The following is an 18,036-nucleotide window of genomic DNA, read 5'->3' on the forward strand; positions in this document are numbered from 1 at the left end:
CCAGGCCACCCGTGCGGCAAGGCCGTGCCCCCCGGCGCGCCGGCAGGACCGGCGCCGCCGCCGAGGGCCTTCGTCAACGGTGGCTCCGATCCGAGGAATTGGACGCATCCATGAAGAAACGCCGTTCGCTGCTCACTTCCTGTCTCCTGGCCGTGGGCCTGACGACCGGGCAGCTCGCGCTGGTCCCGCAGGCCCACGCCGAACCCGCTCCCGCGCCGGGGCTGCCCGACGTCTCACCCGTCCCGCAGTCGCTCTCCCGCGCCGGGGCCGACGCCAACGTCACCGGGCGGGTGGTCGTCGTCGCCGACGACGGCACCGACGCCGCCGCGCGGGACCGTCTGGTGCGCGAGCTGCGGGCCCACGGCGCCGACCGTGTCGACGTCGTCACCCCGGACCGGGCCGTCCCCGCGGGGCTGCTCACCGTACGCCTCGGCCCCGCCACCAGACCCGACATCGCCAAGGCGCTCGGCGACACCCGCGTCCCCGGTCATGCCGAGGGGTACGCGCTGCGGGTCGACACGAGCGAGCCGCAGCGCCAGGTCGCGCTCGGCGGCACGGACGCCGCCGGACAGTTCTACGCGGTACAGACCCTGCGGCAGTTGTTCGTCCGCGGCGGCGACGAGTGGCGCATCGCGGGCGCCGATGCCAGTGACTACCCGTCGATGCCGCTGCGGGGCACCATCGAGGGCTTCTACGGTCAGCCGTGGTCCGCCGCCGAGCGGCTGGACCAGATGGACTTCTACGGCGACGTCAAGGCCAACACCTACGTCTACGCGCCCAAGGACGACCCGTACCACAGGGACAAGTGGCGCGAGGCGTATCCGGCCGACAAACTCGCCGAGCTGGGGACCCTGGTGCGGCGCGCGAGCGCCAACCACGTCCGCTTCACCTTCGCGGTCTCCCCGGGCGGGTCCATCTGCTACTCCGACCCGGCGGACCGCGCGGCGCTCAAGGCCAAGCTCCAGGCGGTGTACGACCTGGGCGGGCGGGCCTTCTCCATCCCGCTGGACGACATCAGTTACACTCGCTGGAACTGCGACGGCGACCAGCAGAAGTTCGGCGCGCCCGGGCGGGCCGCCGCCGCCAGGGCGCAGGTGGACCTCCTCAACGACGTCCAGCGCACCTTCGTGGACACCCACGAGGGCACCCAGGCCCTCCAGATGGTGCCCACCGAGTACGGCGACCTGACCGACACCGCGTACAAGCAGACCATGCGGGCCACCCTGGACCCGAAGGTCGTCGTGATGTGGACCGGGACCGACGTCGTCCCGCCCTCCATCACCAACAGCCAGGCGGACGCCGTGTCGAAGCTGTTCGGCCGGAAGGTCTTCGTCTGGGACAACTATCCCGTCAACGACTTCGGCAACACCCAGGGGCGGCTCCTGCTCGCGCCGTACGACAAGCGGGAGGCGGGACTCGGCGACCACCTCAGCGGCATCGTCGCCAACCCCATGAACCAGCCCTACGCCAGCAAGGTCGCGGTGTTCGGAACGGCCGACTTCACCTGGAACGACCGGGCTTACGACGCGGCGTCGAGCTGGCCCCGCGCCCTGTCCTACCTTGCCGGGGGCGACCGCGCGGCCGCCGGGGCACTGGCCGTCTTCGCCGACCTGAACCACCTCGCTCCGACGTTCGGCGCGAAGCCGTGGCAGCCGCAGGCCCCGGGGCTCGACGCCCGCGTCAAGCGGTTCTGGCAGGACTGGGACGCGGGCCGGCGCACCGAGGCACTGGCCGAGTTGCGCGAGTACGCCGCCGCCATCGCCGACGCACCCGCCGTCATCCGCGGGGGAGCGGTGCAGGCGGGCTTCGTGGCCGACGCTGAGCCCTGGCTGAAGGCGACGGAGCAGTGGGGGCGGGCGACCGTCGCCATGGCCGACGCGCTCGCGGCCCGGCAGGCGGGCGACACGGACCGTGCGCAGCAACTGCTCACCACCTCCCGTGACCTCCAGCGCCAGGCGGCGGCCGTACGGGTGGACCCGGCCCGCAACACCTGGGGCAGGGTCCAGCCGAAGATCGGTGACGGCGTCCTGGACGCCTTCCTCGTCCAGGCCGACGTGCGCCTCGGCCTGTGGGACGTGGCGGGCGGCGCGGAGAACCTGGCACTGGCGGGCACCGCGACCGCGTCCAGCGTGGAGCAGGACCTCGACCGACTGGCCGCCCGGTACATCAACGACGGTGACATGGGCACCCGTTGGGCCTCCGGCTACCAGGACGACGCCTGGGCGCAGGTCAAGCTCGCCGCACCCGCGAAGGTCGCGGCCGTGACCCTCGCCTGGGAATCCGCGTGCGCCGAGCGGTACCGGCTGGAGACCTCCGCGGACGGTGTCAACTGGACCACCGCCGCGACCATGGCCCCGGCCGAGTGCGGAACCGACGTCATCCGGCTGACGGGCGACGAGCCTGTGTCCTACATCCGGATGCAGGGCGTCAAGCGCCGCACGACCTGGGGCTACTCGATCTACGAGATGGCCGTCTACGGCAAGCCGGTGGCCTGAGCCGCACGGGCCGTGGGTGACGGCGGCAAGTCACCGCTCACCAGTGGACCGGCAGGGTGAGCGGTGACTTGCTCGGTGACTCGTCCTCCCAGATGGGGTGGTGGCCCTCGGCCAGGCGCAGATTCGGGAGGCGGTCGAACAGTGCCTCCAGGCACACGGTCATCTGGGCACGTGCCAGGTGGGAGCCGATGCAGTTGTGCGCCCCGCGGCCGAAGGCGAGGTGCGGGTTGTCCGCACGGCACAGGTCGAGCCGGTCGGCGTCGCTGAACACGTGCTCGTCGCGGTTGGCCGCGGCGAGCACGGGCAGCACGGCGTCGCCGGCGCGGATCGTCCGGCCGTGCAACTCGATGTCCTCGACGGCCTGGAGGACGACGACGCCGTTCATCACCGGCACATAGCGCAGGAGTTCCTCCACCGCGCCCGGCATGAGGTCGCGGTGGTCGCGCAAGCGGGCGTAGGCGCCGGGCAGGGTCAGCAGGGTCAGCACGGCGTCGGCCAGGAACATGGTGCTCGTGCGGTAGCCGGCGACCAGCATGGACAGCCCGAAACTCACCGCGCTCTCGTGGTCCAGAGCGCCGCGCTCGCACGCGCCGACCAGCCGGGTGAGCATGTCGTCGCCGGGCTCGTGCCGCTTCCGGTCGAGCAGCGAGGTGATGTACTCGCGCAGTTGGGAGGTGGCCTCGCGGCCCTCCTCCAGCGTGAGGATGGCCCCGAGCGCGGCGTCCGCCCTGGGCAGGAAGTAGTCGCTGTCCTCGTAGGGGATGCCGACGAGATCGCACATCACCATCACGGGGAAGGGCTCGAGGAACCGGACGACCAGGTCGCCGGGCTGGTCGCTGCCGACGAACGGATCCAGCAGCCGGTCGGCCGACCGCCGGATGCGCGGCAGCCGGCTCCGCACGGACCGGACGCTGAACGGCTCGCTCAGAGCCCGGCGCAGGGCGGCGTGCCGGGGGCCCTCCAGTTCCATCATCGTGACCAGGCCCGGCTCGTCACCGGGGACATGGCCGGGGCGGGGCGGCCAGTCGGTGATGCTCGGCCTGATCAGCCGGGCGTCGGCGATCAGTTCCTTCACGTCCTCGTAGCGGGTGGCGTACCAGGCGGTGGCGCCGATCGGCAGCCTGACCCTGGCCAGGGGGCACTCCTGGCGCAGCCGGCGGTACTCCTCGGGCGGGCCCATGGTGCCCGGCGGCGGGAGCGGCAGTTCGATAACGGGCGTGTCGGGCACGTCGACGGCGGGTTCCGGCGTGGTGTTCACGGGTGGACCTCCCCTGGTGCCTGCGGGTCGGCTCACCAGCCGACCGGGAGGGTCAGCGGTGACTTGGTGACGGACTGGTCGTCCCAGAGGGGTTCCTGCCCCTCGGCCGGACGCAGTTGTGGGAAGCGGTCGAGCAACGCCTCCAGCCCGGCGGTCAGTTCGACGCGAGCCAGGTGCGCGCCGACGCAGTTGTGGGCTCCCCGGCCGAAGGCGAGGTGGGGGTTGTCCGTGCGGCACAGGTCGAGCCGGGCGGCGTCGGCGAACACGCTCCCGTCGCGGTTGGCGGAGGCCAGCACGGGGATGACGGCGTCGCCCCGGCGGATGGTCTGCCCGCCCACCTCGATGTCCTCGGTGGCCAGCAGCAGCACGGTGCCGTTCATCACCGGCATGTACCGCAGGAGTTCCTCCACCGCGCCCGGCATCAGGTCGCGGTGGTCGCGCAGGCGGGCCCACTGGTCCGGCCGGTGCAGCAGGGTGTGCACCGAGTCGGCCAGGAAGAAACCGCTGATGCCGAAGCCGACCGTGAGCATGGACAGCCCGAAGGCCGTCACCTCCTCGTCGGTCAGCGTCCCGCCCTCGCACTGACGGACCAGCAGGGTCAGGACGTCGTCGCCGGGCCGGCTCCGCTTCCGCGCGATCAGCTCGGCCACGTACGCGCGCAGCAGGTCGGTGACCCTGCGTCCCTCCTCGGCGGTCACCATCCCGTCGAGGGCCGCGTCCAGGACCGGCAGGAACCAGTTCCGGTCCTGGGAGGGGATGCCCACCAGGTCGCACAGCACGAGCAGGGGGAACGGCTCGGTGAACCCGGCCACCAGGTCGCCGGGAGGGCCGCCGTCCGCGAACTCCTCCAGCAGCCGGTCGGCGAGTCCGCGGATGCGCGGCAGCCGGTCCCGGACGGCTCCGGAGCTGAACGCCGAGGCCACGGACCTGCGCAGCGCCAGGTGCCGGGGGCCGTCCAGTTCCGCCATGGTGACCAGGGGGGGAACTTCGCCGGCGGCCGGGCCGGGACGGGGCGGCCAGTCGTTGATGGTCGGCCTGATCAGCCGCGGGTCGGCGAGCAGTGCCCGGACGTCCTCGTACCGGGTGACGTACCAGGCGGTCGCGTCCATCTGCAGCCCGACCCTGGCCACGGGGCGGCTCTCGCGCAGCCGCGCGCACGTCTCGGGCGGCCCCATGGTGCCCGGCGGCGGGAGAGGGAAGTCCAGGACGTCCGCCTCGGGGCCGGGTGCCTGCGCGCCGGGTGGGGGTGGGGTCATGCTCGCTCCTCCGCTGAGGTGGCGCCGGCTACGGGAGCTCGGCTACGGGTGCTCGATGTAGCCGGTGGCGTAGAAGTACTCCAGGTAGCGGTCCAGCAGTGCGGCGTCGACGGGCGGGCAGCGCAGCCCCGTGCCGGCCAGGTCGCGTTCGACGTTGGCCCGCCCCACGGCCGGGAAGGTGCCCTCGAAGTACATCTCCTTGACGGACATGTCCGCCTGCTTGCAGCGGTCCACGCACAGGGAGACGAACGGGGCGGTGGGGCTCGTGGGGTGCCGCGCGACATGGCGGACGAGGTCGTCCACCCACTCCTCGTAGGGGAGCCGCCGGATCCGGTGGCCGCTCGCGTCCATCCGGTCGAGCATGTCGCGCAGGCTCGCCGGACGCGGGTTGGTCATGTGGTAGGTCCGGTGGGTGGCGCGGTGCGCGGTGGCGATGTGCACCACCGCCTCGGTGAGGAAGTCCACCGGGACGAAGTCCAGCGGCAGCGGGATGTCGGGGGCCAGCCCGGTCTCGGTGATCGTCTTGAACAGCGAGCAGATCGCGGTGTCGGTGTTGCAGGCGCCGGTGCGCCGGTCGCCGGTGATCTCGTACGGCCGGTGGACCGCCACCGGCAGGCCCTGGCCCGCGGCGTCGCGCAGCACCTCCTCGGCCACCCACTTGCTCTCGGCGTAGCCCATGGTGAGCCGGTCGGCGTGGTCGAGCGGCAGGTCCTCGTCCACGTGCCGTACGCCGGCGGTGCCGAAGCCGGCCAGCACCGCGATGGTGGAGAAGAAGTGCACGGGCACGGCGCGTTCGGCCGCCAGGCGTACGAGCTGCCGGGTGCCCTCCACGTTGGCGCTGCGCAACGCCTCGTACGGATAGAGGAAGTTGACCTGCGCGGCGGCGTGGATCACCAGGTCGAGGGTGTCGGCCAGTTCCTCGGCGCGGCCCGGTTCCAGACCGAGGCCGGGCTCGGCGAGGTCCGCGGGGAAGCACTCGACGCGGTCGGTGGCCTCCGTGGTGGCGAGGCCGAAGCGGGCCAGGTTCCGGATCACCTTCTGCCGGGCGTGCGCGGCGTCGCGGCCGCGCACCGGGCAGTGCACCCGGGCGCCGGTGCGACGCAGCAGCCGGTCCAGCAGGAAGGCGCCGACGAAGCCGGAGGCGCCGGTCAGCAGCACTTCCCGGGGGTGCCGCCAGTCCGGCTCCGGACCGCGCGGCGGGGGCAGGGTGAAGCCCAGCCGCGCCTCGGCGCGGAAGTCCACGGCGCCGGCGTCGGGGGCCGCCTGAGCCCGCCGGCCCTCGACGGAGGTGAGGGCGGTGACGGCCGCGGTGAAGTCCTCCAAGGTGGGGGAGCGCAGCAGACTGTGGATCAGGGTGCGGCCGTGCCGGGCGTCGAGGCCGAAGAAGGCCAGGGTGCGCGTGACGGCCTCGGCCGCCAGCAGGGAGTCGCCGCCGATGTCGAAGAAGCTGTCCCCGGGCGCCGGGCGCACACCCAGCACCACCTGCCACACCCGCGCCGCCGACTCCTGCGGACCTGGCAGGGGGCGGTGGCCGGACGCCGGGGCGGCGGCCCCGTCCGCGCCCGCCAGCAGGCGCAGCCGGCGGCGGTCGACCTTGCCCCCCGCGGTCACCGGGAACCGCCCCACCTCCACCAGCCGTGCGGGCACCGCCGCCGCGGGCAGCCATGCCGTGAGACCGCCGCGGATGCGGTCCAGCGGCAGCGCCCGGCCGGGCCGGGCCGGTGTCACGTACCCGATCAGGCTGTCGCCCTCCAGTTCGACGACGGCCTCGCCGATCGCGTCGTCCGCCCGCAGCCGCGCCTCGATCTCGTCCGGCTCGATGCGGTGCCCGCGCAGTTTGATCTGCCGGTCCACCCGTGCCCGGTACTCCAGTACGCCGTCCGTGCGCCGGACCACCCGGTCACCGGTGCGGTAGAGCCGCGTACCGGGCTCGAAACGGTTGTCGACGAAGCGCTCGGCGGTCAGCTCGGGGTCGCCGAGGTACCCCAGCGCGAGCCCGTCCCCGCCGACGAGGAGTTCGCCCTCCTCACCGGCGTCCGCGAGTGTGCCGTCCGCCCGCACCACGTAGCAGGTGGAGTTCTCCAGCGGCCGGCCGATCGGCACCGCCGTCGCCCCGGGAGGCAGACCGTCCACCAGGTGCGCGGTGGAGACCACGCTGTTCTCGGTCGGACCGTAGAAGTTGACCACGGTGGTGTCCGGGCAGGCCGCCAGGATCGCGCGGGCCAGCTCCGGGTCCATCGCCTCGCCGCCGGCCGAGGCGAACCGCAGGGACCGCAGTGCCGACGGCCTGGTGCGCCCGATGTGGTGGAACACCCCGGTGGTCAGGTAGGCGATGCTGACCCGCTCGGAGAGCAGCCGGGACTCCAGGGCGGCCGGTGACAGCAGCTCCTCCTGATCGGCGATCACCAGGCAGGCCCCGGCGAGCAGCGTGGACCAGATCTCGATCGTGGAGGCGTCCGAGGAGAGGCCGTAGGCGTGCAGCACCCGCTCACCGGGCCGCGGCCGCTGCCACACCAGATCGGAGGCGGCCAGCCGGACCACGCCGCAGTGCGGGACCGCCACGGGTTTGGGACGGCCGGTCGAGCCGGAGGTGAACATCACGTAGGCGCAGTCCCCGGGGAGTACCCCGGTCCGTGGGAGCGCGGCCGGCGCCGGCGCCGATCCGTTCAGGGCGATGCGGGTCCGCACCCGCCGGATGCGGCACACACTGCCGGGCAGCATCACCACGGTGTGCACCCCGGCGTCCTCCGCCATCGCCTGGAGCCGCCCGGGCGGGGAGGCGTCGTCGAGCGGGACGTACGCCGCACCGGTCTTGAGGATGCCCAGAAAGGCGACCAGCGCTTCCAGGGACCGGCTCCCGCACACACCCACGCCGTCACCGCGCCGCACCCCGGAGCCGAGCAGCCGCGCGGCCAGCGCGTCGGAGCGGTCCTTCAGCTCGCCGTAGCTCATGCTGCGGCCGTGCTGTACGGAGGCAGTCGCCCGGGGGCGCAGCGCGGCCCGGGAGTCGAACAGCTCGTGCAGACAGCGATCGCGCGGGTACCACAGCGTCCCCGCGTTCCACGCCGGCGCCGCCGGAAGCGTCATCGGGTCAGTGACCATGGGATGTCCCGTCTGTGCCGCACGTGAAGCACCTGCCGCACGGAGGACTGGGTGTCGAACTCTAGGTGTCGAACTCCGCGGCGAAGGCGGAGAAGTCGGCCGTCCTCCACCTCTCGGGCCGCATGCGGATGAGGATGTCGTCGGCCAGTTGCTCCTGGTTGGCCGCCAGGTACGCCGTCGCGGCGTCCGCGTCCAGGTACCGGTGGGCCAGCGCCTCGTGCTCGGCCGGGGGTACCGGATCCTCGACGCCCACGACCGGCCCCTCCACGCTCACATAGCGGTACGGGGCCGATTCGTCCTGCACGCAGAGGCTGAACCGCCCGGCGTCGCGGACGAGGCGGGCCTTCAGCGCCTGCCGCCCGGTCTCGATCGACACCAGCCCGCCGGGCCGGTAGGAGTACCAGAGCGGAACCAGCAACGGCCCACCGCCGTCGCGAGGATCGTTCACCCCCAGGATTCCCACGTGGAGGTCGGCAAGGAACTCTTCCCGGTCTTCGACCGACATCCTGAGATCCACGCGTACCACCTCGATCGGGCAGGGGATCCCGCATGGCATCCTCGGGCGACGCGGACACCCGCGCGGGTCCCGGCGGCTGAGCCGGCGCAGGAGGCCGAGACGGGCCCCGACTCCCAGAGTTCAACAGACCCGGGCGGTTCGCATCCTGGACCCCGGGCGAGGTCCTGTATATAAATGTGGAACATCGTATAGACTTCCATAGTCCGCAGTCGTCCCACCGTCTCCAGGAGCCCCCCGATGGTGCACGTCCCGACCGGTTTCACCGGCCGCCACTTCCTCAAGGAGCTGGACTTCACCGAGGCGGAGTTCCGCGGCCTGGTCGGGCTGGCCGCCGAGCTGAAGGCCGCCAAGCGGGCCGGGACCGAGACGCCGTACCTGCGGGGCCGCAACATCGCCCTGATCTTCGAGAAGACCTCGACGCGCACCCGCTGCGCGTTCGAGGTCGCCGCCGCCGACCAGGGCGCCTCGACGACGTATCTCGATCCGTCCGGATCGCAGATGGGGCACAAGGAGTCCGTGAAGGACACCGCCCGTGTCCTCGGCCGGATGTTCGACGCGATCGAGTACCGGGGTGACAGCCAGGACGCCGTCGAGGAACTCGCCGCGCACGCCGGCGTCCCCGTCTACAACGGGCTCACCGACGACTGGCACCCCACGCAGATGCTCGCCGACGTGCTCACCATGACCGAGCACTGCGCCAAGCCGCTGCGGGAGACCGCCTTCGCCTACCTCGGCGACGCCCGCTTCAACATGGGCAACTCCTACCTGGTCACCGGCGCCCTGCTCGGCATGGACGTACGGCTCGTCGCCCCCAAGAGCTACTGGCCCGCCCAGGGCATCGTCGACCGGGCCCGCGAGCTGGCCGCCTCCAGCGGTGCGCGCATCACCCTCACCGAGTCCCTGGAGGAGGGTGTGCGCGGCGCCGACTTCGTCGCCACCGACGTCTGGGTCTCCATGGGGGAGCCCAAGGAGGTGTGGGACGAGCGGATCGAGGCCCTGGCCCCGTACGCCGTGACGATGGACGTGCTGCGCGCCACCGGCAACCCGGACGTGAGGTTCCTGCACTGCCTGCCGGCCTTCCACGATCTCGGCACCGAGGTCGGCCGCGGGATCCACGAGCGGCATGGCCGCACCTTCCTGGAGGTGACCGACGAGGTCTTCGAGTCGGCCCACTCGGTCGTCTTCGACGAGGCGGAGAACCGGCTGCACACCATCAAGGCGATCATGGTCGCCACCCTGGCCTGACCGGCCGCCCTCACGACCCGCGGCCCGGAGCCACCCCTTCCGCCGTCGCAACGCGACCTCCCCCCGGTTCCCACAAGCAGGGGGCACCCCCGAGGCCGCCCCGCACCACCAGAAACGAGCACCACCCGCGCATGTCCGCTCCCCGCATCAAGTCCCCGGCCCTCCTCGTCGCCGAGTCCGGCGCCGACCGCGCGGGCCACGGCCTCAAGCGCACGATGGGCCTGTTCCAGCTCGTCTGCTTCGGCATCGGCGCGATCGTCGGCACCGGCATCTTCGTCGGCCTGTCCGACTCGGTCGCCCAGGCCGGCCCCGCCGTCGTCGTCTCCTTCGTCCTGGCCGCGATCACCTGCGTGTTCACCGCCTTCTCCTTCGCCGAGCTGGGCGGCGCGATCCCCGTCTCCGGGTCCTCGTACTCCTTCGCCTACGCGGGCCTCGGCGAGACCACCGCCTTCCTGGTCGGCTGGTGCCTGCTGCTGGAGTACGGCATCTCCATCTCCGCGGTCGCCGTCGGCTGGAGCCAGTACGTCAACGAGCTGCTGCACAGCCTCACCGGATGGCAGCTCCCCGCCGCCCTCTCCGCCGGCCCCGGCGACGGCGGGATCGTCAACCTCCCGGCCGTCCTCGTCATCGCCATGGCCTGCGTGCTGCTGGTGCGCGGAGTGCGCGAGAGCGCCCGGGCGACCGCCGCGATGGCCGTGCTCAAGATCGTCATCCTCGTCGCCTTCTGCGCCATCGGGTTCTCCGCCTTCAAGCACGGCAACCTCACCCCGTTCTCGCCGGCCGGCCTCGGCGGCATCGGCGCGGGCACCACGGCCGCGTTCTTCTCCTACATCGGCTTCGACGCGATCACCACCGCCGGCGAGGAGGCGAGGAACCCGCGCCGGGACATCCCCGTCGCGATCCTCGTCTGCATCGGCCTGGTCACCCTGCTGTACTGCGCGGTCGCGCTCGCCGCGATCGGCGCCATCGGCGGCGACCAGGTCGGCGGCCGGCCCGCGGCGCTGTCGTACGTCGTCAACACGGTCACCGGCTCCTCCGTCGGCGGCGCCGTCATCGCCTTCGGCGCGGTCGTCGCCATCGCCTCCGTGGTGCTGACCGTGACGTACGCCCAGTCCCGCATCCTGATGTCGATGTCCCGCGACGGGCTCGTGCCGCCCATCCTCCAGAAGGTCTCGCCGCGCACCTCGGTGCCCGTCGCCGGCACCCTGATCGTCGGCGTGGTCTTCGCGATCCCCGCGGCGTTCGCGTCGCTGGACGTCGTGGTCAACCTGTGCACCATCGGCACGCTCGCCATCATGGCCGTCGTCAACATCGCCGTGATCACGCTGCGCCGCCGCGAACCGGGCCTCGCCCGCACCTTCCGGGTGCCGCTCTACCCGGTGCTGCCGGTGCTCGGCGTCGGCTGCTCCCTGTACCTGATGTACGAGACCGGCTGGACCACCTGGCTCCAGTTCGCCGGCTTCCTCGTGGCCGGGCTGCTCGTGTACGTGGGCTACGGACGCCGGCACTCCCGGCTGGCGGCGCGGGCCGGGGCCGTGGAGGTCACGCCGGGCGCAGCCGAGGCGGAACCGCGGACAGCCTGAACCACACCGCCTTGCCCGACGCGGTCGGGCGGTGCCCGCAGGCGGAGCTGAGGGCGCGGATCAGCAGCAGGCCGCGCCCGTGCTCCTGCCAGGGGTCCGGGGCCGCGAGGCCCGGCCGGGTCAGTCCGCCGGGCGGGGCCGGATCCGGGTCGTGCACCTCGACGTGGCAGCCGGTCGGCAGCAGCTCCACCACCAGCTCTATCGGGCCCCGGCCCGCCGTGTGCTCCACGGCGTTCGCGACCAGTTCCGCGGTGAGCAGCTCGGCGGTGTCGCTGTCGGCCGTGTGCTCCAGCTCGGTCAGCGCCGTACGGACCAGGGCGCGGGCCACCGGCACGGCGGCCGCCGAGTGCGGCAGCGCGACGCGCCAGGAGGCTGTCGAGGGAGGTTCGTGCAAGGTGTGTCCGTTCGTGGCGGGGGGCGTCCCGGTGATGACCATCAGGTTGTCCCGCTTTCAACGAGGGGAATGGTACGGGGGCCGTCCGCGGGGACTTTCGGCGGCCTCGTCCTCGGGGCCGCCGGGCCCGGCACGGTCGGCTTACCCCGGGGGACGGCCGTCCTCCCGCGGCCACTCCCGTCGTTACCTCCCTATCGACGAGCCGTGACCAAGTGACGGGTACCGGTCACAGCGGCGCGACTGTATCGCGGACTCGTGACGGCGGTCATGAATGAGTGATAACTTCGGTGGGGAGAGCCGCCGAGGCGGAGGCCGGCCAGGCGAGGCAGAGGCCCGGCGCGGCAGCGGTTCGTGGCAGTCCCCCCGAGGAGGCCCTACGTCATGAGTCCCTTCACCGGCTCCACCGACCGCACCTCCCACTGGCGCCATCTGCGCGTGGAGCGCGCCGACGGCGTCGCCACGGTCACCCTCGCCCGCCCCGACAAGCTCAACGCGCTCACCTTCGGCGCCTACGCCGACCTGCGCGACCTGCTCGCCGAACTGTCCCGCGAGCGGGCCGTGCGTGCCCTGGTGCTGGCCGGCGAGGGCCGTGGCTTCTGCTCCGGCGGCGACGTGGACGAGATCATCGGCGCCACCCTGAGCATGGACACGTCCGAGCTGCTCGACTTCAACCGGATGACCGGGCAGGTCGTGCGGGCCGTACGGGAGTGCCCGTTCCCGGTGATCGCGGCGGTGCACGGGGTGGCGGCCGGGGCGGGAGCGGTCCTGGCCCTGGCGGCGGACTTCCGGGTCGCGGACCCCACCGCCCGGTTCGCCTTCCTCTTCACCCGCGTCGGCCTGTCCGGCGGCGACATGGGCGCCGCCTATCTGCTGCCCCGGGTGGTCGGGCTCGGCCACGCCACCCGGCTGCTGATGCTCGGCGAGCCGGTGCGGGCGGCCGAGGCCGAGCGGATCGGCCTGATCAGCCACCTCACCGACGAGGGCAGCGCCGACGAGGCCGCGCGGTCCCTGGCCCGCCGGCTGGCCGACGGCCCCGCCCTCGCCCACGCCCAGACCAAGGCCCTGCTCACCGCCGAACTCGACATGCCCCTGTCCGCCGCAGTCGAACTGGACGCCTCCACCCAGGCCCTGCTGATGAACGGCGAGGACTACGCCGAGTTCCACGCGGCCTTCACCGAGAAGCGCCCCCCGAAATGGCGGGGGAGGTGACCGGGGGTGACCGGTGCCATGAGGGTCGCGGTCATCGGCGGCGGACCCGGGGGCCTGTACGCGGCGGCCCTGCTGAAACGGCTCGACCCGGCCCGTGAGATCACGGTCTGGGAGCGCAACGCGCCCGACGACACCTTCGGGTTCGGCGTCGTGCTCTCCGACGAGACGCTCGGCGGCATCGAACACGCCGACCCGGTGGTGTACGAGGCCCTGCGCCGGGAGTTCGTGCGCTGGGACGACATCGACATCGTGCACCGGGGCACCCGGCACACCTCCGGCGGCCACGGCTTCGCCGCGCTCGGCAGGCGGCGCCTGCTGCGGATCCTGCACGAACGCTGCCGCGCGCTCGGCGTCGACCTGCGCTTTCGCACCGAGGCGCCGCACCCGGAGCGGCTGTCGCGGACATACGACCTGGTCATCGCCGCCGACGGCGTGCACAGCGCCACCCGCGAGGCCTACGCCCACGTCTTCCGGCCCCGGGTGACCGGCCACCGCTGCCGCTACATCTGGCTGGCCGCCGACTTCGCCCTCGACGCCTTCCGCTTCGAGATCGCCGAGACCGAGCACGGCGTGGTGCAGCTGCACGGCTATCCATATGCGCCGGATGCCTCCACCGTCATCGTCGAGATGCGCGAGGAGGTCTGGCGCGCGGCCGGTTTCGACACCATGGACGTGCAGGAGTCCGTCGAGCGCTGCGCCAAGATCTTCGCGGACGCGCTCGGCGGGCGGCCGCTGCGCTCCAACAAGTCCGCGTGGACCACCTTCCGCACGGTCGTCACCGAGCGCTGGTCCCACGGCAACCTGGTGCTGCTCGGCGACGCCGCCCACACCGCACACTTCTCCATCGGCTCCGGCACCAAGCTCGCCGTCGAGGACGCCCTCGCGCTCACCGCCTGCCTGGACGAACAACCGTCCCTGCCCGAGGCGCTCACCGCCTACGAGGAGGAGCGCAAACCGGTCGTCGCCTCCACCCAGCGCGCGGCCCGGGCCAGCCTGGAGTGGTTCGAGAACCTGGACCGCTACCTCGGCCAGCCGCCCCGCCAGTTCGCCTTCAACCTGCTCACCCGCAGCCGCCGCGTCACCCACGGCAACCTCCGGCTGCGCGACCCCCGCTTCACCGACGCCGTGGAGCGCGAGTTCGGCTGCCCGCCCGGGACACCGCCGATGTTCACCCCGTTCCGGCTGCGCGGACTGACCCTGCGCAACCGGGTCGTCGTCTCGCCCATGGACATGTACTCGGCCACCGACGGCGTCCCCGGCGACTTCCACCTCGTCCACCTGGGCGCCCGGGCCCTCGGCGGCGCGGGCCTGGTGATGACCGAGATGGTCTGCGTCAGCCCCGAGGGCCGGATCACCCCGGGCTGCGCCGGCCTGTGGACCGGACGGCAGGCCGACGCCTGGCGGCGGATCACCGACTTCGTCCACCGGCAGGCCCCGGACACCGCGATCGGCGTACAGCTCGGCCACAGCGGACGCAAGGGCTCGACCCGGCTGATGTGGGAGGGCATGGACGAGCCGCTGCCGCGGGACAACTGGCCGCTGGTGGCCGCCTCCCCGCTGCCCTACCGGCCGGACGGCCGGATCCCGGGCCAGGTCACCCGGGCCCAGCTCACCGACATCCGCGAGCAGTTCACCGCCGCCGCCTGGCGCGCCGCCAGGGCCGGCTTCGACCTGCTCGAACTGCACTGCGCCCACGGCTATCTGCTCTCCGGCTTCCTCTCCCCGCTGACCAACCGGCGCACCGACGCCTACGGCGGCTCACTGGACAAGCGGCTGCGCTTCCCGCTGGAGGTCTTCGACGCCGTACGCGGAGTGTGGCCCGAGGAGCGTCCGATGACCGTACGGATCTCCGCCACCGACTGGGCCGAGGGCGGTACGACCGCCGCAGAGGCCGTGGAGATCGCCCGCGCCTTCGCCGCGCACGGCGCCGACGCGATCGATGTGTCGACCGGGCAGGTGGTGGCCGACGAACGCCCCGAGTTCGGGCGCTCGTACCAGACTCCGTTCGCCGACCGGATCCGCCACGAGGTGGACGTACCGGTGATCGCGGTCGGCGCGATCTCCTCCTGGGACGACGTCAACTCCCTGATCCTGGCCGGGCGTACGGACCTGTGCGCGCTGGCCCGCCCGCACCTGTACGACCCGCACTGGACGCTGCACGCGGCCGCCGAGCAGGGCTACACGGGTCCGGCCGGCGTCTGGCCGGCGCCCTACCGGGCGGGCAGCCGCCGCCCGCAGACGGGCCGCACGGACGCGGCCAAGCCCCGCCTGGCACTGGGCGGTTGACCGCCGTCAGAGCCCGGCGAACTCGGCGCCCGTGTCCCGCAGCCGCTCGTGCAGCCCCTGGAAGACGGCGGCCGAGCGGGCGCCGGGCCAGTCGGCGGGCAGCAGCCGCGCGGGCAGGCCCGGGTCGGCGTAGGGCAGATGGCGCCAGGAGTCCAGGGCGAGAAGGTAGTCGCGGTAGGCCTCCTCCGGCGGGGTGTCCGTGCGCTTCTCCCAGGCGCGCAGTACGCGCGCGTGCCGGTCGAGGAACGCCTCGTGCTGCGCGGCGATCGCCGCCAGGTCCCACCACCGCCCGACCGCCTCCGCGGTCGGCGTGAAGCCCAGGTGCTCGCCGCGGAAGAAGTCCACGTACGGGTCGAGGTCCAGCCGCCGCAGCGTGTGCCGGGTCTCCTCGTACAGGCGGGCCGGGGCGATCCACACGCCGGGCGCCGCCGTGCCGAAGCCGAGCCCGGCCAGCCGGGAGCGCAGCACATGCCGCTTGTTGCGCTCCGACTCCGGCACGGAGAACACGGCGAGCACCCACTCCTCGTCCCCGGGTTGCGCCGTGGCATAGATCCGGCGGTCGCCGTCGTCGAGCAACTGCCGTGCCTCCGCGGACAGCTGGTAGCCCGCCGCGCCCTGTGCGGTGCGGGCGGGCAGCAGCAGCCCGCGCCGCTTGAGCCGCGACACCGAGGAGCGCACGGACGGCGCGTCCACCCCCACGGCGGCCAGCAGCCGGATCAGCTCGGCGACGGGCACCGGGCCTGGCGCGAAGCGGCCGTAGGCGCCGTAGAGCGTGACGATGAGGGACCTCGGGGCGTGTAGCGCCTGCTGCTCGGACACGTTGATCATTTTAAGTCTTCGGCATCACTGCTGGTCATCGTCACGGCAGGTCACCGAAGCCGCCGCCTGCGGTCACCGCCGAGCACCGTCACGTGCGCGCTGTCACCGTCGTGCGGCGTCACCGTTGTACGCCGTCGGCGCGCAGCCGGAACCGCTGGAGCTTGCCGGTGGCGGTGCGCGGCAGCGCGTCCAGGAAGACGATCTCGCGCGGGCACTTGTACGGGGCCAGCTCCGACTTGAGGTACGCGCGCAGCGCCTCCGCGTCCCGCGGCGCGTCCGGCTTGAGGACGGCGTAGGCGACCACGACCTGTCCGCGGTCCTCGTCGGGCCGCCCGACGACCGCCGCCTCCACCACGTCCGGGTGGCGCAGCAGGGCGTCCTCGACCTCCGGACCGGCGATGTTGTATCCGGCCGAGATGATCATGTCGTCGGCGCGGGCGACGTAACGGAAGTAGCCGTCGGGCTCGCGGACGTAGGTGTCCCCGGTGACGTTCCAGCCGTCCCGCACGTACACGCGTTGCCGCGGGTCGGCGAGGTAGCGGCAGCCGACCGGCCCCTGGACGGCGAGCAGCCCCGGCACTCCGTCCGGCACCGGCTGGCCGTGCTCGTCCTGCACGCGCGCGTGCCACCCCGGTACGGGCACTCCGGTCGTGCCGGGCCGGATGTCCTCGTCCGCCGCCGAGATGAAGATGTGCAGCAGCTCGGTGGCGCCGATGCCGTTGACGATACGCAGTCCGGTCCGCTCGTGCCAGGCGTGCCAGGTGGCCGCGGGCAGGTTCTCCCCGGCGGACACGCAGCGCCGCAGCGAGGAGACGTCGTGGGAGTCGAGCGCGTCGAGCATCGCGCGGTACGCGGTGGGGGCGGTGAACAGCACGGACACCCGGTGCTCGGCGATCGCGGGCAGCAACTGCCGCGGATGGGCCTGTTCGAGCAGGAGCGCGCAGGCGCCGGCGCGCATCGGGAAGACCACGAGCCCGCCGAGCCCGAAGGTGAAACCGAGCGGGGGACTGCCCGCGAACACGTCGTCCGCCTGCGGTCCGAGCACATGGCGGGAGAAGGTGTCCGCGATGGCCAGCACGTCCCGGTGGAAGTGGACGCAGCCCTTGGGCCGCCCGGTGGTGCCCGAGGTGAATGCGATGAGCGCGACGTCGTCGGCGGCGGTGTCCACGGCCGGGTACGGCGTACCGGGCGCCGGACGGCGCAGCAGGTCGTCGGGGGCGTCACCGCCGTACGTCGTGACGGCGAGCCCCGGTACCTCCGCCTTGGCCAGGTCGTCCACGGCCCGGACGTCGCACAGCGCGTGCCGGACCCGGGCGATCTCGCAGATCGTGCTCAGCTCGTGCGGGCGCTGCTGGGCCAGCACGGTGACAGCGACCCCGCCCGCCTTGAGCACGGCCAGCCAACAGGCCGCCAGCCAGGGGGTGGTGGGGCCGCGCAGCAGCACCCGGTTGCCGGGGACCACCCCGAGGTCGCCGGTCAGCACGTGCGCGATGCGGTCGACGCGGGCGCGCAGGTCGCCGTAGGTCCACACCTCCCCGGCGGCGGTACGGAACACCGGGCGCCCGGCGTCGGTGGGGTCCAGCAGCTCGGCGGCGCAGTTGAGCCGGTCCGGGTAGCGCAGCTCCGGCAGGTCGAAGCGGAGCTCGGGCCACTGGTCCGGGGGCGGCAGGTGGTCGCGCGCAAAGGTGTCCACGTGTGCCGAGGCCGTCGGCCGCGCGGTGCCGCCCCTGCCGGAGTCCAAGGTGTCCATGGCCGGTTCGCCCCCTTGTCGTGGTGGGCTCGCACAAGGAGCGTATCGTGTTGGTGACGACAGTCAACAGGACGCGATACGGTGGATCGTGCCCCGGTCGGCCGGCAGAGAGGGGACCGGCG

Annotated in this window: 12 protein-coding genes; 5 read left to right on the forward strand and 7 right to left on the reverse strand. The window is 73.0% G+C overall.

All coding sequences use genetic code 11. The annotated features are described in order from the left end of the window. Positions 1 to 110 precede the first annotated feature (110 nt). Complete coding sequence (locus tag ACIQFZ_RS24100) at positions 111 to 2,495, forward strand: beta-N-acetylglucosaminidase domain-containing protein (protein WP_402692103.1); 2,385 nt, start codon at positions 111 to 113, stop codon at positions 2,493 to 2,495. A 37-nt stretch (positions 2,496 to 2,532) separates the two neighbouring features. Here the strand turns inward: ACIQFZ_RS24100 and ACIQFZ_RS24105 are convergent, their stop codons facing one another. The 4 genes from ACIQFZ_RS24105 to ACIQFZ_RS24120 all read right to left on the reverse strand — a co-directional run bounded on the left by ACIQFZ_RS24105 (position 2,533) and on the right by ACIQFZ_RS24120 (position 8,616). After that, a complete protein-coding gene (locus ACIQFZ_RS24105; RefSeq protein ID WP_402692104.1) occupies positions 2,533 to 3,753 on the reverse strand; it encodes a cytochrome P450 in 1,221 nt (406 codons plus the stop codon). A 32-nt stretch (positions 3,754 to 3,785) separates the two neighbouring features. Beyond that, on the reverse strand, positions 3,786 to 5,009 hold the full coding sequence (locus ACIQFZ_RS24110; RefSeq protein WP_402692105.1) for a cytochrome P450: 1,224 nt from the start codon (positions 5,007 to 5,009) through the stop codon (positions 3,786 to 3,788). A gap of 42 nt (positions 5,010 to 5,051) precedes the next feature. Then, positions 5,052 to 8,111 (reverse strand): amino acid adenylation domain-containing protein, encoded by a 3,060-nt coding sequence (locus ACIQFZ_RS24115; protein ID WP_402692106.1) that lies wholly within the window; start codon positions 8,109 to 8,111, stop codon positions 5,052 to 5,054. Positions 8,112 to 8,172: 61 nt separating this feature from the next. Next, a complete protein-coding gene (locus tag ACIQFZ_RS24120; RefSeq protein WP_402692107.1) occupies positions 8,173 to 8,616 on the reverse strand; it encodes a pyridoxamine 5'-phosphate oxidase in 444 nt (147 codons plus the stop codon). A gap of 249 nt (positions 8,617 to 8,865) precedes the next feature. Between ACIQFZ_RS24120 and argF the strand changes: the two genes are divergently transcribed. Then, positions 8,866 to 9,873 carry an ornithine carbamoyltransferase gene (argF, locus tag ACIQFZ_RS24125; RefSeq protein WP_361423113.1) on the forward strand — a complete coding sequence of 336 codons (1,008 nt, stop codon included), beginning with the start codon at positions 8,866 to 8,868 and terminating at the stop codon, positions 9,871 to 9,873. Between the two features lie 131 nt (positions 9,874 to 10,004). Then, the gene (locus ACIQFZ_RS24130) at positions 10,005 to 11,456 is read left to right on the forward strand and encodes an amino acid permease (RefSeq protein ID WP_383057703.1); all 1,452 of its coding nucleotides are present in this window, start codon (positions 10,005 to 10,007) and stop codon (positions 11,454 to 11,456) included. Here the strand turns inward: ACIQFZ_RS24130 and ACIQFZ_RS24135 are convergent. Next, the gene (locus ACIQFZ_RS24135) at positions 11,416 to 11,892 is read right to left on the reverse strand and encodes an ATP-binding protein (RefSeq protein WP_376400541.1); all 477 of its coding nucleotides are present in this window, start codon (positions 11,890 to 11,892) and stop codon (positions 11,416 to 11,418) included. The genes ACIQFZ_RS24130 and ACIQFZ_RS24135 overlap by 41 nt on opposite strands. A 339-nt stretch (positions 11,893 to 12,231) precedes the next feature. On the opposite strand from ACIQFZ_RS24135, the gene ACIQFZ_RS24140 reads away from it, so the two are divergent. Further along, entirely contained in the window at positions 12,232 to 13,059 is an 828-nt protein-coding gene (locus ACIQFZ_RS24140) for an enoyl-CoA hydratase family protein (protein WP_383057704.1), read from the forward strand. A gap of 18 nt (positions 13,060 to 13,077) precedes the next feature. Beyond that, positions 13,078 to 15,345, forward strand: a complete 2,268-nt coding sequence (locus ACIQFZ_RS24145) for a bifunctional salicylyl-CoA 5-hydroxylase/oxidoreductase (protein WP_402692128.1) — start codon at positions 13,078 to 13,080, stop codon at positions 15,343 to 15,345. 6 nt (positions 15,346 to 15,351) lie between these two features. Here the strand turns inward: ACIQFZ_RS24145 and ACIQFZ_RS24150 are convergent, their stop codons facing one another. Both ACIQFZ_RS24150 and ACIQFZ_RS24155 read right to left on the reverse strand, forming a co-directional pair. Then, a complete protein-coding gene (locus ACIQFZ_RS24150; protein ID WP_365417678.1) occupies positions 15,352 to 16,173 on the reverse strand; it encodes a PaaX family transcriptional regulator C-terminal domain-containing protein in 822 nt (273 codons plus the stop codon). 109 nt (positions 16,174 to 16,282) lie between these two features. After that, the gene (locus tag ACIQFZ_RS24155) at positions 16,283 to 17,977 is read right to left on the reverse strand and encodes an AMP-binding protein (protein ID WP_365417698.1); all 1,695 of its coding nucleotides are present in this window, start codon (positions 17,975 to 17,977) and stop codon (positions 16,283 to 16,285) included. Between the last annotated feature and the right edge of the window lie 59 nt (positions 17,978 to 18,036).

This window comes from Streptomyces sp. NPDC093064 (assembly GCF_044754605.1).
In the GTDB taxonomy this organism is placed as follows: domain Bacteria; phylum Actinomycetota; class Actinomycetes; order Streptomycetales; family Streptomycetaceae; genus Streptomyces.

Coding starts and splice junctions, on each gene's coding strand:
- ACIQFZ_RS24145 (WP_402692128.1), top strand. CDS start 13,078: ATGAGGGTCGCGGTCATCGGCGGCGGACCCGGGGGCCTGTACGCGGCG.
- ACIQFZ_RS24120 (WP_402692107.1), bottom strand. CDS start 8,616: ATGTCGGTCGAAGACCGGGAAGAGTTCCTTGCCGACCTCCACGTGGGA.
- ACIQFZ_RS24110 (WP_402692105.1), bottom strand. CDS start 5,009: ATGACCCCACCCCCACCCGGCGCGCAGGCACCCGGCCCCGAGGCGGAC.
- ACIQFZ_RS24115 (WP_402692106.1), bottom strand. CDS start 8,111: ATGGTCACTGACCCGATGACGCTTCCGGCGGCGCCGGCGTGGAACGCG.
- argF (WP_361423113.1), top strand. CDS start 8,866: ATGGTGCACGTCCCGACCGGTTTCACCGGCCGCCACTTCCTCAAGGAG.
- ACIQFZ_RS24135 (WP_376400541.1), bottom strand. CDS start 11,892: ATGGTCATCACCGGGACGCCCCCCGCCACGAACGGACACACCTTGCAC.
- ACIQFZ_RS24150 (WP_365417678.1), bottom strand. CDS start 16,173: ATGATCAACGTGTCCGAGCAGCAGGCGCTACACGCCCCGAGGTCCCTC.
- ACIQFZ_RS24140 (WP_383057704.1), top strand. CDS start 12,232: ATGAGTCCCTTCACCGGCTCCACCGACCGCACCTCCCACTGGCGCCAT.
- ACIQFZ_RS24130 (WP_383057703.1), top strand. CDS start 10,005: ATGTCCGCTCCCCGCATCAAGTCCCCGGCCCTCCTCGTCGCCGAGTCC.
- ACIQFZ_RS24100 (WP_402692103.1), top strand. CDS start 111: ATGAAGAAACGCCGTTCGCTGCTCACTTCCTGTCTCCTGGCCGTGGGC.